14 protein-coding genes are annotated in these 15,597 nt (G+C 66.1%); 6 read left to right on the top strand and 8 right to left on the bottom strand.

Features of this window, described 5'->3' with window-relative positions; all coding sequences use genetic code 11:
- Nucleotides 1-7 precede the first annotated feature (7 nt).
- Nucleotides 8-601, top strand: coding sequence for a TetR/AcrR family transcriptional regulator (locus tag DBV14_RS14730; RefSeq protein ID WP_124459907.1), 594 nt, complete (start codon nt 8-10; stop codon nt 599-601).
- Between the two features lie 25 nt (nt 602-626).
- Here DBV14_RS14730 and DBV14_RS14725 read toward each other — a convergent pair whose 3' ends face one another.
- Both DBV14_RS14725 and DBV14_RS14720 read right to left on the bottom strand, forming a co-directional pair.
- On the bottom strand, nt 627-845 hold the full coding sequence (locus DBV14_RS14725; protein WP_124459906.1) for a hypothetical protein: 219 nt from the start codon (nt 843-845) through the stop codon (nt 627-629).
- A 229-nt stretch (nt 846-1,074) separates the two neighbouring features.
- Entirely contained in the window at nt 1,075-1,950 is an 876-nt protein-coding gene (locus tag DBV14_RS14720; protein ID WP_124459905.1) for a LysR family transcriptional regulator, read from the bottom strand.
- A gap of 96 nt (nt 1,951-2,046) precedes the next feature.
- Here DBV14_RS14720 and DBV14_RS14715 point away from each other — a divergent pair, with 96 nt between their 5' ends.
- Nucleotides 2,047-3,372 carry an aspartate aminotransferase family protein gene (locus DBV14_RS14715; protein ID WP_124459904.1) on the top strand — a complete coding sequence of 442 codons (1,326 nt, stop codon included), beginning with the start codon at nt 2,047-2,049 and terminating at the stop codon, nt 3,370-3,372.
- A 243-nt stretch (nt 3,373-3,615) separates the two neighbouring features.
- A complete protein-coding gene (locus tag DBV14_RS14710) occupies nt 3,616-6,150 on the top strand; it encodes a penicillin acylase family protein (protein WP_124459903.1) in 2,535 nt (844 codons plus the stop codon).
- Between the two features lie 61 nt (nt 6,151-6,211).
- On the opposite strand, the gene DBV14_RS14705 is transcribed toward DBV14_RS14710, so the two are convergent.
- On the bottom strand, nt 6,212-6,442 hold the full coding sequence (locus DBV14_RS14705) for a hypothetical protein (protein ID WP_124459902.1): 231 nt from the start codon (nt 6,440-6,442) through the stop codon (nt 6,212-6,214).
- Between the two features lie 301 nt (nt 6,443-6,743).
- On the opposite strand from DBV14_RS14705, the gene DBV14_RS14700 reads away from it, so the two are divergent.
- Nucleotides 6,744-7,904 (top strand): calcium:proton antiporter, encoded by a 1,161-nt coding sequence (locus DBV14_RS14700; protein WP_124459901.1) that lies wholly within the window; start codon nt 6,744-6,746, stop codon nt 7,902-7,904.
- Here the strand turns inward: DBV14_RS14700 and DBV14_RS14695 are convergent.
- Nucleotides 7,894-8,862: a LysR substrate-binding domain-containing protein gene (locus DBV14_RS14695; protein WP_124459900.1), complete on the bottom strand. Its 969-nt coding sequence runs from the start codon at nt 8,860-8,862 to the stop codon at nt 7,894-7,896. The two genes, DBV14_RS14700 and DBV14_RS14695, sit on opposite strands and share 11 nt — an antisense overlap.
- Before the next feature lie 209 nt (nt 8,863-9,071).
- Here DBV14_RS14695 and DBV14_RS14690 point away from each other — a divergent pair, with 209 nt between their 5' ends.
- Nucleotides 9,072-10,085, top strand: a complete 1,014-nt coding sequence (locus tag DBV14_RS14690) for a tripartite tricarboxylate transporter substrate binding protein (protein ID WP_260397035.1) — start codon at nt 9,072-9,074, stop codon at nt 10,083-10,085.
- Between the two features lie 7 nt (nt 10,086-10,092).
- Nucleotides 10,093-11,379, top strand: coding sequence for a hypothetical protein (locus tag DBV14_RS14685; protein ID WP_124459899.1), 1,287 nt, complete (start codon nt 10,093-10,095; stop codon nt 11,377-11,379).
- A gap of 19 nt (nt 11,380-11,398) precedes the next feature.
- Here the strand turns inward: DBV14_RS14685 and DBV14_RS14680 are convergent, their stop codons facing one another.
- The 4 genes from DBV14_RS14680 to DBV14_RS14665 form a co-directional block, all read right to left on the bottom strand.
- Nucleotides 11,399-12,412 (bottom strand): tripartite tricarboxylate transporter substrate binding protein, encoded by a 1,014-nt coding sequence (locus DBV14_RS14680; RefSeq protein ID WP_124459898.1) that lies wholly within the window; start codon nt 12,410-12,412, stop codon nt 11,399-11,401.
- A gap of 117 nt (nt 12,413-12,529) precedes the next feature.
- Nucleotides 12,530-13,828, bottom strand: a complete 1,299-nt coding sequence (locus DBV14_RS14675; RefSeq protein ID WP_124459897.1) for an MFS transporter — start codon at nt 13,826-13,828, stop codon at nt 12,530-12,532.
- Nucleotides 13,829-13,956: 128 nt separating this feature from the next.
- Nucleotides 13,957-14,670 (bottom strand): FadR/GntR family transcriptional regulator, encoded by a 714-nt coding sequence (locus DBV14_RS14670; protein WP_124459896.1) that lies wholly within the window; start codon nt 14,668-14,670, stop codon nt 13,957-13,959.
- Nucleotides 14,667-15,590 (bottom strand): dihydrodipicolinate synthase family protein, encoded by a 924-nt coding sequence (locus DBV14_RS14665; RefSeq protein WP_124459895.1) that lies wholly within the window; start codon nt 15,588-15,590, stop codon nt 14,667-14,669. The genes DBV14_RS14670 and DBV14_RS14665 overlap by 4 nt, the downstream gene beginning before the upstream one ends.
- Nucleotides 15,591-15,597 lie beyond the last annotated feature (7 nt).

Here is a 15,597-nt window from a genome sequence, read left to right as displayed (position 1 = left end):
TTCCTGAATGCCCAGGCCGACAAAATCTCAAATAGATGCCGAGATCATCGACCGCGCTGCCGGATTGTTCGCCAGACATGGTTTCGCGAACACCTCGCTTCAGCAGATCGCGGATGCCGTCAGTTACTCGAAGGCGGGGCTGCTGCACCACTACCCGAGCAAGAAGGCGATCTACGACGCCAGCTTCAAGATGGGCCGCGACCATCTCATGGCGCTGGTGGCCAGTGTCGAGAAAATTTCCCCCGGTGCCGAGCGCGACAGGGCCGTGGTGGAAGACTCGGTGGACTACACCTTCGACTGGCCGGGCGTCTCGGCGCTCGCCAACCAACTCGCGAACAAAGCCGGCAACGAAGACAACGTCGATCCGCAATTGACCGAGCTCGGCCTCATCGTCTACCGCGCATTGGGAACCGACCTGCTGACCGCAACGCCGGAGCGGGTGGTGCGCATCACCAGCGCGTTCTCGGGCTTGGGCATCACGGCACTGCTGGCCGTTCGCATGGGCTTGAAAGACCAATGGCGCGACGAGATCATCGCGTCGGCCATGGACGCGCTCGGCCACAAGAAGAGCGCATCGCGCAAGCGCGCCGCGGCCAAATAGATTTCAGGTTTCAAGTTCCGCGTACCTACCTGAACACGCAGTACAGGCTCAGGCACCAGCGGCTCAAAATGCCACGGGGGCCGAGCGAAAAATTCAGCTCGGGCACCAGTGACATGATGGCCACCCCCACCACATAGAGCACGCCGGCGACGACGCCAAGCACGACGAGTGTTCGCACGCACTGCCTGACGATCGAAGACAGGGCATGCAGCCGCAAGCGCATCACGTCCATCGTCCAATGCATCAGGAGCGGGGCATCGGGCAGGTCACCTCGATGGCGAAGGCTGGGTGCAAGAGTGTCAACGTGTTCTTCCTTGTCGCATGCGAACGGGCGATGCGGCGGTGGCCGATGCGTCGGCCACCGCGCTTTCTCCGTGACGGGGAAGCGGATTATTCTACCGATTTGGTTGGTTTGCAACCGTTTCGGTCTGTTCGCGTGAGCGCGTGACAGCGTTGCGGGAGCCCACGGCCCTTCAAGCGGCAGGCAGAAACTTCCTCACATGCGCCGCGAATGCAGCCGTCAATGCACTGGGTTCGTCGCGGTCGAATGCGAGGGTGACGCCGACGCTCGGCAAGTCGGGGAGCCCGTGCTCCGACGTCAGGATCTGCAGGTCGTCGGGCACGGCGGTTCGCGTGAGCACGATGACGGCCTGGCCCGAGCGCGCCATGCCGACCAGCCCCGAAAGGCTGCTGCTGGCATACGCCAGCCGGTACGCACGGCCCGCGGCTTCGAGCGCCTGCCTGGGCAGCAGGTGGTCCAGCGCGTCGGGCGCGCCCAGTGCCAGCGGCAGCGGGTCCATCGACGCGGCGGCGCCACCGCGTTGCGCCACCCACACCAGCGGCTCGCGGCGGATCACGTCGTCGCCCGTCGCCGCTCCGGTCGAGCCCGTTGCGCCCGCCACGGACACCAGCGCCAGGTCGACCGCATGGCGGGCCAGCAGCTCGTGCAGCCGGGGCGTCGGCGCGCACATCACTTCCAGTTGAACTTGCGGGTGCAGGCTGGCGAAGCTCTGCAGCAGGTAGGGCAGGAACACCACCGCGTAGTCGTCGGGGCAACTGAAGCGCAGCACGCCCGACAGCTGCCTGCCGCGCAGTTCCGCCAGGGCTTCGTCGTGCTTGCGCAGCAGTTCGCCGGCGCGCACCAGCAGCCGTTCGCCGGTGGCGGTGAGCGTGACGCCTCGCCCCGTGCGGTACAGCAGCGGCTGCTCGACGATGCCTTCGAGCTTCTGCATCTGCATGCTGAGCGCCGACTGCGTGCGCCCCACGCGGACCGCCGCCTGGCCCAGCACGCCGGTCTCGGCAATGGCGACGAAGCTGCGAAGCAGGTCGATGTCCAGGGATTGGCTCACGCTATGAATTCTCCTGATACCTGTGTTCAAAACAATTCGCTTCCCGGTGCGGGCGGCGCTGCGTAACGTGCAGCATTTTGATGGGGAAGCATCGACATGAGCAGGAACAACGAGCCACGGTTCTGGCAACAGGCCGGGCGGCACCTGGTGCGCTACGGCGGTAGCTTCGAGCCATTGATCATCGAGCGCGCGCAAGGCAGTTTCGTCTACGACGCCGATGGCCGGGGCATTCTCGATTTCACCTCGGGCCAGATGAGCGCCTTGCTCGGCCACTCGCATCCGGACATCGTGGCCGTCGTCACGGAGTATGTGCGCAAGCTGGACCATCTGTTCAGCGGCATGCTGTCGCGCCCGGTGGTGGCGCTGGCCGAGCAGATCGCGCGGCACGCGCCGGGCGACCTGGAGCGCTGCCTGCTGCTGAGCACCGGCGCCGAGTCGAACGAAGCGGCGATCCGCATGGCCAAGCTGGTGACGGGCCGGCACGAGGTGGTGGCCTTCACGCAGTCGTGGCACGGCATGACGGGCAGCGCGGCCGCCGCAACCTACAGCGCGGGCCGCAAGGGGTACGGCCCCACGGCGGCCGGCTCGCTGGCCATTCCCGCGCCCAACGCCTACCGGCCGCGCTTCACGACGCAAGACGGCGAACTCGACTGGCGCCGCGAACTCGATGACGGCTTCGAGCAGATCGACAGGCAATCGACCGGCGCGCTCGCGGCATTCATTGCCGAGCCCATTCTCAGCAGCGGCGGCATTCTCGAACTGCCGCCGGGCTACATGGCCGCGCTGAAGCACAAGTGCGGCGAGCGCGGCATGCTGCTGATCGTCGACGAGGCGCAGACCGGCGTCGGCCGCACCGGCCTGATGTTCGCGTGCGAGCGCGACGGCGTGGCGCCCGACATCCTCACGCTGTCCAAGACGCTGGGTGCGGGCCTGCCGCTGGCGGCGATGGTCACCACGGCCGCCATCGAAGACGAAGCCCATGCGCGCGGCTTCCTGTTCTACACGACGCATGTCTCCGACCCGCTCCCCGCCGCGGTCGGGCTGAAGGTGCTGCAGGTGGTGGAGCGCGACGGGCTGGTCGAACGCGCGCGCACCGCCGGCGAGCGCCTGAGGCAAGGGTTGCTCGACATGCAATCGCGCCATGAATGCATCGGCGACGTGCGCGGCCGTGGCCTGCTGCTCGGGCTGGAGCTGGTCGCCGATCGCCAGACGAAGAAGCCGGCCTTCGAACTGGGCGAGGCCATCACGCGCGAATGCATGAAGCGTGGGCTGAGCATGAACATCGTGAAGCTGCCTTCGATGGGCGGTGTGTTCCGCATCGCGCCGCCGTTGACGATCAGCGACAGCGAGATCGACCTGGGCCTGGAGCTGCTCGACAAGGCCATCGAGACAGCGGTGCGGGAAGGGCCGAACCGACGATAGCCACGCCGACGGCTTCGATCGCTCAGCGCGCATGAGCCGCACCTTGCAGTGCGGCTCATGCGCGCTTTCTTCGTTTTCATGGACGCTGGAGAAAAACATGGAGCTTCATCTTTCCCGCTGCCAGAGCCAAAAGATGAAGGCTTGCTGAAGAAGACAAAACACAGCGGCTTCGTTCAAGAGTCCGAAGAACTCCGTGCCTAAGCTCCGCGACGCTCCTTGAAGAGAGCATCAACTGGAGACCCCATGACACAAACAACATGTCGCGGCCGCACGCCGTTCTTTTTGCTCGCGCTCGTCGCCGCAGCCACCCTGACCGCATGCGGTGGAGGTGGCGGCGATGGTTTCGCGTTCATGCCCTTTGCGGGTAACCCGGGCAATCCGGTCAACCCTCCAGTCGAAGGCAACTACAAGGCAGAGATCCGCCGCACCGCCATGGGCGTGCCGCACATCAAGGCCGACACCTGGGGCGGCGCTGGCTACGGCTATGGCTACGCACAGGCGCAAGACAACCTGTGCACCATGGCCGACTCGTTCCTCACCTACCGTGGTGAGCGCTCGCAGTACCTCGGCGGCGACACGCCGCTGGCCTACCCGGGCACGATCTCGCAGCCCAAGAACATCGAGTCGGACTTCTTCCACCGGCACGTTCTCTCCGACGACGTGCTGAAGAAGATGACCGACGCGCAATCCGACGACATGAAGAAACTGGCCGAGGGTTTCGCGGCAGGCTACAACCGCTACGTGCGCGACGTGAAGGCCAATGGCAGCGCACATGCGGCGTGCCGCAGCGAGGCCTGGGTGCAACCCATTACTGCCGACGACATCTTCCGCCGCATGCATGCGGCCAATCTCGTGGCGGGCTATGGCAACTTCCTGCTGCAGATTGCCGGTGCGACAGCGCCCACGCCGGCCCCGGTCGCGAAGGTCGCGGCACGGAGCAACAGCAAGAAGAAGCAGCAGCAGGCCTTGCAACTTGCCGCGCTTGACATCCGCGTGCCCGAGCTGCATGTCGGCGGCAAGGGCGGCGTGGGCAGCAACATGCTCGGCTTCGGCACCGAGGGCACTGGGGACGCGAGCCCGCTGCTGTTCGGCAACCCGCACTGGTACTGGCGCGGGCCCGACCGCTTCTACCAGGCGCAGCTCACCATTCCGGGCAAGCTCAATGTGAGCGGTGCTTCTTTCCTCGGCGTGCCGGTCATCCAGATCGGCTTCAACGACAACATCGCGTGGACCCACACGGTGTCGACCGCCAGGCGCTTCGGCCTGTACGAACTGAAGCTCGCCGCGGGCAACCCCACCAGCTACATGCGCGACGGCAGCGCGGTGAAGATGCAGGCCCATGAGATCACCGTCAAGCTGAAGCAGGCCGACGGCAGCATGGGCACCGCGACGCGCACGCTCTACAAGTCGGAATACGGTCCGCTCATCAACCAGTGGGACCAGACCACCGCCTTCGCCATCCGCGACATCAACGCCGACAACTACCGCACCTTCCGCAACTGGCTGCGCTGGAACCAGGCGAAGTCGCTCGACGAGTTCACCGCCATCCAGCGCCAGGAAGCGGCCATTCCGTGGGTCAACACCGTGGCCGTGGGTCGTGGCAGCGCCAAGGCCTGGTATGCCGACATTGGCGCCGTGCCCAACGTGTCGGCGGACCAGATTGCCAACTGCACGAGCACCAGCCCCATCGGCATGGCACTGCAGGCCTCGCTGGCGCCCGCGCCGGTCTTCGATGGATCGCGCAGCGCCTGCGACTGGCAGACCGATGCCGACTCGGCACAGAAGGGCGCCCTCGGCGCGGCGCGCATGCCCAGCCTGATGCGCGACGACTACGTGGCCAACATGAACAACAGCTACTGGCTCACCAACCTGAAAGAGCCGCTCACCGGCTTTCCGCCCATCTACGGTTCGCTGGACGCCGGCTTTACCACCCGCGCCCGACTGGGCTTGCTGATGGCGCAGGCGCGCATCGACGGCACCGATGGCTACACGGGCAAGAAGGCCACCGCGGACACGGTGCGGCAAATGGTGTTGAACAGCCGCTCGTACACCGCCGAGCGCTTCAAGACGCGCGCACTCGACCTGGTCTGCGCCGTGCCCACCATCAACGTGGCGGCCCACCATGACCTCTTCATGGGCGACACGCCGGCCGGCACTGTCGACAGCACCGCGGCCTGCGCCGCGCTGCGCACGTGGGACAACGCCGGTAACACGGAGTCGCGCGGTGCGCTCGTGTGGGACGAGTTCTGGACCCGCGTGGAGAACCTGCCGCCGGACGACCTGTATGCCGTGCCGTTCTCGGCCGCCGATCCGCTGAACACGCCGCGCGACCTGAAGAGCAGCGCCACCAACGCACTGCGCCAGGTGTTCGGCGCCGCGCTGATGCGCATCAACGCGAGCCCCTACGCGGTGGACGCGCCGCGCGGCGACTACCTGTTCGTGACCCGCAACGGAAAGAAGATCCCGCTCTTCGGCGGCTGTGCCGACTTCACGGGCTACTTCACCACGACCTGCTCGCTCAACCCGCTCGACAAGGGCGGCTACACGATGGACTCCGACACCGTCGTCGCCAACAGCTACATGCAGGTCGTGCGCTTCCCGGCCGATGGCGTGGAGGCCCATACCTTCCTGACCTACTCGCTGTCGGACGACCCGGCCTCGGCGCACCACGCCGACTACACGCGCGCCTACAGTGCCAAGCAGTGGCTGCGGCTGCCGTTCTCGGAGGCGGAGATCAAGGCCGATGCGGGGTACAGCAGCGCGGTCGTGAGCGAGTAGTGCGAGCAGGGCGCGCAGTGCGTGGAGGGCAGGCTCCTCGCGCTTCGCGCGACTCGCGCGGCTAGGCGACGGCTACAGGCATTCGCGAACTGACGAAATGACCGCTTCGCAACCTGGCCCGCGCAATGGCGGCCTCCAGAGACGGCTGCTGCATGATGACCACTTCCCCCAGGCGAAGGCCGTCGAGGGCAATCTCCGCGAGGCCCGAATAGTCTCCGCTGGCGGTCTGCTGGACATGGAACGAGCACGACCAGCCGCCGTGGAGTTCTACGGAAATGCGTTTGGAAGTCAAGAAGGGCGGGCGTTCGCGAACGGGTCGTCGGAACCGTGGCGAGTTGCGCCGTGGGATTCGAATGGGGCGACCTAGTGTCGTTTCGCGGGAGATGGCGTCAATCCCCAGAACGGGGTATTCAGCTGGACGCTTTTTTCTTCCCGGCAACCGTTCCAGCTCCGGTTCCACCCGTGCTAAATTTGAACGACCGCTGCGCCCTTTGCAGCGGGACTGACCGAGGACGGCCTCGGCACTGCAACACATCCGAGGGACGGCCCTTCATGGCGCACGCCATGGCGCTCGCTGCAAAGGACCTCTCACCATGCAATCCGCATCTCACCAGAAACTCATTCCCCGCGTGACCTGGGCGCGGCTGATCTGGTCATGGGCCATCGTCGGGCTCTTCGTCTTCTTCGGCGATGCATGGCTCGCCGCGCCGCTCACCCCGGCCATCGCCGCGGGCGTTTTCGTGCTGCTGTTCGGCACCATCGTCGCGGCATCCTTCGGCGTGGTGCGCGAAGCCGACCACCTGGCGCATCAACTGGGCGAGCCCTACGGCACGCTGATCCTCACGCTGTCGATCGTGCTGATCGAGGTCATCCTGATCGCCTCGGTGCTGCTGGGCCCGGGCGACTTCCCGACCATCGGGCGCGATTCGATCTTCGCGGTGATGATGATCATCGTGAACCTGGTGATGGGTGTCTGCCTGCTGGCGGGCGGCCTGCGCCATGGCGAGCAGGAGTTCAACGTGCAGGGCACGGCCGCCTACCTGTCGATGATCGTGCTGCTGACGGGCACGGCGCTGGTGCTGCCCAACTATACGTCGGGCGCCGGTGAGTTCAGCTTCAGCCAGGCGCTCGCCGTGGCCGCGCTGACGGCGGTGCTGTACGGCGTGTTCCTCGCGATGCAGATGGGCGGCCACCGCCGGCTGTTCGTGCAGCCCCGGCCGGGCATGCTGGCGGTGCCGTTCGCGGAATCGAAAAAAGAGAGCGCCGCCGCAGCACCGGCCCCGCACGACGCCGGCGGAAAGCGCGCCCTGTGGGTCCGCTCCGGCGTGCTGCTGGCGATGATTCTTCCCATCGTGCTGCTGGCGCACTACCTGGCCATCGTGATCGACTACGGCGTCGCCACCACGGGCGCGCCGGTGGCGCTGGGCGGCGTGCTGATCGCGATCATCGTCTTTACGCCGGAGTCGATCACGGCCGTGAAGGCCGCGCTCAACAACGAGATGCAGCGGGCCATCAACCTCTGCCTGGGGGCCTTCGTGTCGACCGTGGGGCTGACGGTGCCGGCGGTGCTGGTGATCGGGCTGGTCACGGGCAAGCAGGTGACGATGGGCATCTCGGTCATCGAGACGGTGCTGTTCATCGTGACGGCGGCGCTGAGCATGCTGACCTTCAACGGCCAGCGGACGTCGGCGCTGCAGGGGCTGATGCACATGGTGCTGTTCGCCATCTACGGGCTGCTGCTCTTCAATCCTTGAGGCGTGATGCCCTCTGCGTCATTTGCGTCTTCTGTGCAGGCTGCGCCTTCTGCACAGCCGGGCGCGGGAACTCGTGGAAGTACACCTTGAGCAGCCTGGCGAATTCTTCGGCAATGGCGGAGGGCGCCGACTGCGGAGAAAAGGCCATGGAAACCTCGACCGGGCAACGCGGCAGCAAGGGAAGAACCTTCAGGTCGCGCGCGAACACCGAGGCGACATAGGGGTTGACGATGCCGATGCCCGTGCCCTGCGCGGCCATCATGCAGATGGTGACGGAGTAGGTCGTCTCGACCGTCGCGGCGGCCTCTATGCGGTGCTGCTGCAGCGTGCCCAGGAACTGCTGGTGGATTTCGTCGTCGGCATTCAGGGTGAGCAGCACCTGGTCTTTCAGGTCGCGCACGTGCAGGCCGGCGCGGCCCGCCAGCGGATGCGCGGGATGCACCACGCACACCGCATTGGCGCGGTGCAGCGACACGGCTTCGATCTGCGGGTCGTTGATGACCGAGGTGGTCAGCGCCACGTCGTACAGCCCGTAGAGCAGCCCCTCGCGCAGCGGGTGCGCGCTGACGGTCTGCAGGTTGACGTGCACCTCGGGGTGCAGCAGCGAGAACGCATGAACCACCTTGGGCATGACACTGAGCCCGAGCGCCGGCGTGCAGCCGACGCGCAGCGAGCCCGTTCCCGATTTGCGCATGACGGCCACGCTTTGCTCGATGCGGTCCAGCCCGAGAAAGTGGCGCTGCACCGTGTCGAACAACTGCCGTGCCTCGTGGGTGGGCCGAAGCCGCCCCTTGTGGATGTCGAACAGCTTGAGCTGGGTGGCATTCTGGATCTGCGCCAGCAGGCGGCTCACCGAAGGCTGCGTGGTGTGCAGCATGGCCGCCGCGGCCGTGGTGGTGCCGGTCTGCATGACCGCGCGAAAGGCCTCGATCTGGCGGAAGTTCAATGGTCGCGACATTCGGTGGTCTCCTGCAATTGCACGCCGGGTGCGTGTTCGGGTGTCTTGGGGCGTGCTCGGGCGTGTTCACAAGGGCATACCAATTCTGCATACCCCGGCGAAGAAATTGAATTTTCCAGAATGATGCCGCGTTTCTAAACTGCGCCGATACCTCCCTTCTTTTTCACCATCCACATCGCACCTTGGGGTGCGCGCAGCAAGGAAGACGCATGAAACAGCAATGGCCACGCAGGGCAGTCGGCCTCGGCATTCTCGGAATGGCCGTGGGCCTGGGCTTCGCCTCGGTGTCACAGGCATCGCAGGCATCGGAGACATCGGAGGGGAAGGCCTACCCCAACCGGATGATCCGCCTCGTGGTTCCCTTCACCGCAGGCGGCAGCTCCGACGTGCAGGCGCGCATGCTCGCCGACCGCCTGGGCAAGCTCTACAAGCAGGCCGTGGTGGTTGAAAACCGCCCCGGCGCCGGCGGCCACATCGGCGGCAAGTACGTGGCCGATGCGCCGGCCGACGGCTACACGCTGCTGCTCGGCTCGATCGGGCTGCACGCGACCTACGGCGTGTTCAAGAAGCTGACCTACGACCCCGCGACCGACCTGAAAGTGATCACGGTGCTGGCCGAGATGCCGCACGTGGTGGTGGCCAACCCCGCGCTGCCCGCCAACGACCTGAAGCAGCTGGTGGCGCTGGCGCGCAAGGAACCGAACACCATCAACTTCGGCTCCGCCGGCGTGGGCTCGTCGGTGCACATGATCGGCGAGCTGTTCAAGCTCACGTCTGATGCACCCATCACGCACGTGCCCTACAAGGGCAGCACCGCCGCGCTGAACGACCTGCTCGCGGGGCAGATCCAGCTGATGTTCGAAAACCCGCCGACCACGCTGGCCCATATTCGCGGCGGCAAGCTCAAGGCCCTGGCCGTGACGGGCAAGGCCCGCCTGCCGGCGTTGCCCGATGTGCCGACCGCCATCGAGGCCGGCTTCCCCGCGTTCGAGGCCACCTCGTGGACCACCGTGGCGGTGAGCGCCAAGGTGCCCGACGCCATTGCCGACAAGCTCAATGCGGACATCCGCAAGATCGTCTCGGCACAGGAATTTCGCCAGGGGCTGTCGGACCAGGGCATGACGCCGGTGGCGAACACGCGCGATGTCGCAAGCAAGTTCATCGCCGCCGAGAAGGTGCGCTGGGACAAGGTGATCCAGCAAGGCCGCATCGTCGCGGAGTAACCAGTCGATGACCAACGAAATTCTCGACAAGTCCGCGCTCGCCCCTTGCCGTCGCGTGGGGCCGGGCGATGCACGGCAGCACCATTTCTTCGGCTACTACAACAAGAGCGCTTGGGACCGCAGCGGCCGCTACATGCTGGCGCAGCAGGTGCCGTGGATGGACGCGGAACTGGTGCCCGACGCCACCGCCCGCATCGGCTATTTCGACCTGCATGACAACGACCGCTTTCATGCGGTGGACGACACCACGGCCTGGAACTGGCAGATGGGCAGCCAGCTGCAATGGCTCGACGGCGCACCGGGCCGCCAGTTGATTTTCAACAGCCGCACGGGCGATGCCGATGCGTTCTACCCCGGCTTCGGGGCCACGATTCTCGATGTCGACACCGGCGCGAAACGCGTGCTGCCGATGCCGGTCTACGTGGTCGCGCCGAACAGCCGCTACGCATTGAGCGTGGACTACCGGCGCCTGTACGTCACGCACCAGACCATCGGCTACAGCGAGGCCGGCGCGCCCTTCGACCTTCCGCTGGCGCCGGCCGAAGACGGCATTCACGCGACCGACCTGGGCACCGGCGCCACGCGCCTGCTCGTGAGCTACCACGACCTTCGCCAGTTTCATCCGCGCGCGTCGATGGACAAGGCAATCCATTGGGTGAGCCACATCGAGATCAACCCGTCGTCTTCGCGCGTGCTGTTTTTGCATCGCTGGACGGAGCGAGTCGAAGACGAGACCTGCTTCCTGCACCGGCTCATCACCATGAACCCCGATGGTTCCGACCTGCGCCTGCTGGAATGCTCCGACCATCCGCTGCCGCAGCTCGCGGACGACTTCGACCCCGCGGCTGTGGGCACCTTCGACTACGAGAAGTCCGAATACCAGATCTCGCATCCGCTGTGGCAGGACGACGCGCACATCATCGTCTGGAGCCCGCACGCCGGAAAGATCCACTACCACCTGTACCACGACAGTGAAGGCGGGGAGGTGAGGGTGGTGGGCGAAGGCGTGCTCGTTGAAAACGGCCACATGACCTTCTCGCCGGTGAACAAGCGCTGGCTGCTGAGCGACACCTACCCCGATGCCCGCACGCACGAGCGCGTGCTGTTCCTGTTCGACATGGAAACCGGCCGGCGCCACGACCTGGGCAGCTTCTACGCCACGCCCGACCTGGGCAAGGAGAACCGCTGCGACCTGCACCCGCGCTGGCGCCGCGACGGCCAGCAGGTCTGCATCGACTCGGTGCACGAGTCGCAGCGGCAGATGTACATCGTGGACGTGTCCGGGATCGTCTGAGCCCGCGCCTTTCTCGTTTCTAGATCTTGATGCCCGTGGTCCGGATGAGCTTGCCGAAGTACTCGTGGTCGCGCTGCATTGCCTGCGCGAACTCCGGTGCGTCCATGTAGGCGAAGCCGAGGTTGAGCTTGTCCAGGCCCTGGCGCAGCGCCGGGTCGTCGGCCGTCTTGCGCGCCACCTGGCGCAACACTTCCACCACGGCGGGCGGCGTTGCCTTGTGCACCGCCAGGCCGCGCCAGGTTCCCAGTGCCAGGTCGATCTTGCGCTCCTTGAACGTGGGCACGTTGCCGAAGGCCGGGATGCGCTGGTCGGCCATGATGCCGAGCATCTTGAGCTTGCCGCCCAGCACGTGCGGGCCGACTTCGGCCGGGCTCACGTCCAGCGCGTCGATGTGTCCACCCAGCAATGCCACGACGGCGGGTGCCGCGCCCGAGTACGGGACATGGTTGAACTTGATGCCCGTCTTCTCTTCGAGCCCGATGGCCGAGAGGTGGTAGACCGAACCGCTGCCGGCGTTGCCGATCTTCATCTCGCCGGCCTTGGCCTTCGCTGCTTCAAGAAATTCCTCGAGCGTGTTCCATGGTGCATCGGCACGCACGGTGATGGCGGCGGGGTCGGCGTTGAGCCGGGCCACGGGCTGGAAGTTCGTGTAGTCGAACTTTGCAAGTCCCAGGTTCGGCAAGGTGGTGACTTCGGCGATCACCATGCAGACCTTGTAGCCGTCCGAGCGGCCGTTGAGCACGTCGCTCATGCCGATGACGCCGCTGGCCCCGGGCTTGTTGTTCACGATGAAGGGCTGGGGCAGGTGCTTCTTCGCCACTTCGGCAAAGACGCGCGCCAAAGCGTCGGTGCCGCCACCCGCCGATGCAGGAACGATGATCTCGATGGGCTTGCTCGGGTAGTCGTTGTTGGCGAAGGCCGACCACGGCAGCGGCAATGCGGCCAGGCCCAAGCCCTGGACGATGCGCCGGCGGTTGTGGCCCTGCGGCTTGCCGGTTGCGGTGGTCTCTTGTGTCTCGCGTTCGATGCTCATGTCTGTCTCCGTCATTTGAAGTTGTTGTTTCTCTTCGGCATCCGTCGGGAATTGCCGTTCGTGCGTTGTTCGCGTTGTGTGAGGCCGTGATGGTGTGTCGTGCGGCACCTCCCTTCTTCAGGTCGAAGGCCTTGCCCGTGCCGCCAGGGCCTCGCTGCGCGCCGTCATTCCCGTCATGACCAACACCAGCATCGCGCCCAGGAAGAGGCAGGCGGCCAGGAAGAACATCGGCGCGATCGTGCTGCCGGTGGCGTCCTTGACCCACGGCACCGCGTTCTGCGCGATGAAGCCGCCGAGATTGCCCACGGCGTTGATGGCCGCCAGCCCGGCCGCCGCGCCGGCGCCCTTGAGAAATCGCGAGGGCAGGCTCCAGAACACAGGCTGGCCCGCGAAGATGCCGGCCGCCGCCAGGCACAGGAACATGAACTGCAGCGCGTGGTTCGTCAGCAATGCCGACAGCAGCAGGCAGGCCACGCCGAAGAGCGCGGGACCGACGATGTAGGGCGTCTTCGACTTCGCCTTTGCAGCAGCCCGGGGAACGGTGTACAGGCCGATCGCCACCAGCACCCAGGGAATGATGTTGAGGAATCCGTTCGCCGTGTTGCCCACGCCGAAGCTCTTCACCACGGTGGGCAGCCAGTAGCTCAGGCCGTAGGCGGACAAGGGAAACGCGATGAAGCACAGCGCCATGAGCAGCACGCGCGGGTCGACGAGGGCCCGCAGCGCATGGCTTGCAGATTCGTCCATGCCCACCTGCTCGCTGGCCAGCTTGGCGCCGAGCCACGCCTTTTCGTCGGCCGTAAGGAACGACGCACGCTGCGGGTTGTCGGGCAGGTAGAAGAAAGTGACGACACCCATCACGATCGCCGGAATGCCGGTCACGATGAACACCCATTCCCAGCCCGCCAGGCCGTGCAGACCGTCGAGGTCGAGCAGCATCCCGCCGAGCGGGCCGCCGATGGCATTGGCCAGCGCGCTGAAGATCATGAACAGGCCGACCATCGTTCCGCGATGGGCCGACGGATACCAGAGCGTCAGCAGGTAAAGCACGCCCGGGAAGAAGCCGGCCTCGCAGGCGCCCAGCAGGAAGCGCAGGATGTAGAACATCGTCGCGTTCTGCGTGAAGGCGAGCGCCACGGTCACGATGCCCCACGAGACGAGGATGCGCGCGAACCACTTGCTCGCGCCGACCTTCGCAAGGATCAGGTTGCTGGGCACCTCGAAGAGAAAGTAGCCGATGAAGAACAGCGACGCCCCCAGGCCGTAGGCGGACTCGCTCATGCCGAGCGCATCGACCATCTGCAGCTTGGCGAAGCTGACGTTCTGGCGGTCGATGTAGGCGATGAGGTACAGCAGTCCCAGGAACGGAATCAGCCGCCACGAGATTTTTCGGATCAATTGTTTTTCCACGATCATCTGTCTCTCCTTTTTTGCTTGTGTCTTGCTGGTCTCTTGCGTTTCTCTTGTTCCAGCGCGCACGGCTCCGCCCAGGCCTGAAGGCCTGTGCCCTGCGAACCCGGCCTTTGCCGGATCAGCGAGAAGCGCTAGACGAAATTTCTCTGGTAGGTGTCTTCGAGCAGCTTCGTGGCTGCGCGCGCCGCGGCCTCGGGCTTGCGTTGCTCGATCGCCCGAGCGATGTCGGCGTGCATGGCCATGGAGTGGTCCATGCCGCCGAACTTTTCAAACGTCTTCGGAACGCTCACCATCAGCGCGGCCCTGATCACCGAGGCCACCGGCATCAGGAAGCGGTTGTGCGCCGCCGCGATCACCTGCAGGTGAAAGTCGACGTCCGCTTCCATGGCGCGTTGGGGGTTGTCGTGGCCTTCGCCCATTGCATGCAGCGCGGTGCGGATGCGCTGGATGTCTTCGGGCGTGGCGCGCTGCGCCGCGAGCTTGGCCGCCATCGGCTCGATAGAGAGGCGTATCTCGAACAGTTCCTGCATCAGCGTGCCGGGCTCTTCGGTTTCGCCGTGCCAGGCGATCACCATGGGGTCGAGCGTGTTCCAGTGGTCGGGCGTGCGCACGCGCGTCCCGATGCGCTGCTTGGCTTCCACGAAGCCATTGCTCGAGAGCAGCGCGAAGGCTTCGCGCAGCGTGGTGCGGCTGACCTGCAGTTCGGACAGCAGGTCGAGTTCCTTGGGCAGCGTGTCGCCGGGCTTCAGTTCGCCCTGCAGGATGCGGCGGCCGATCCGTCCGGCAATCTGCGCCGGCAGGCCGCGCTCCAGGTCCCGGGCGCCAGCGTCGTTCGATAGATTCATGGTGATCTTTCCTGGGGGCCACCGAGCGGGCCCAATGCCTTGGCGAAACGCGCGACCATGGCTTCGCCGGCCGCGACGGGGCGCAAGGCAGGCGCCCGGTCGTGGATGTCGATGCCCGCGCGTGCGCCGAACAGGCGCTTGCCGTAGCACAGGAGATTCTCGATGCCCTGCATGCCGAACACGGCCGCCGGCAGCATGGCCTGGTACGCGCGCTCGGCGGCGGCCTCGTCGCCACGGCGAAACGCCTCGTAGGCATGGACCGCATGGTCGATGCAATCGGGCGCCAGGATCATGCCGCGGCATCCCGCGCGCAGGTTGTCGACCAGCTCCAGTCCGCCACGGCCGTTGAAGACCGGCACCCGGCCCCCGGTCCGTTCGATGAGCCCGGCGATGTCGACCACCGGCCCTTCGCCCTTGATGAGCTGGATGTTCGGATGCTGCGAAACCAGCTCGCGGATCTCGTCCGCCGTGAGGCCGCGGCCGAAGAAGGCGGGCGCATTCTGGATTGCCACCGGCAGCGTGGTCGCCGCCGCGACGCGGCCGAAGAAGCGGATGTACTCTGCCGCGCCGAAAGCGCCGGCGGCGGGCGGCTGCAGGATCACCCAGTCGGCGCCGGCGTGCTCGGCATGCCGCACCTGCGCGACCTGCTCGGCCACCGACGAACCGAAGATGGTGAAGGCCAGCGGCACCCGGCCCGCCGTGTCTTCGGCGACCCAGTCCATCACCGTGCGGCGCTCGGCCTCGGTCAGCTTGGCCACCTCGGTCGCGAGTCCGAGCGCGGCCATGCCGTGCACGCCGCTGGCCAGGCAGGCCCGCACCTGTTGCCGCATGGCGGTGCGGTCGAGTTTTTCTTCGGCGTCGAACAGCGCATAGACGATCGCGTGGATGCCGTGGAACGTGTCGGGTGTGAAGGCGGGCATGCGCGAC

Origin of the sequence: Variovorax sp. KBW07, assembly GCF_003852515.1 — a bacterium.
Taxonomy (GTDB): domain Bacteria; phylum Pseudomonadota; class Gammaproteobacteria; order Burkholderiales; family Burkholderiaceae_C; genus Variovorax.
The sequence above is the reverse complement of the archived record's forward strand: the minus strand, read 5'-3'. Positions and strand labels throughout refer to the sequence as shown.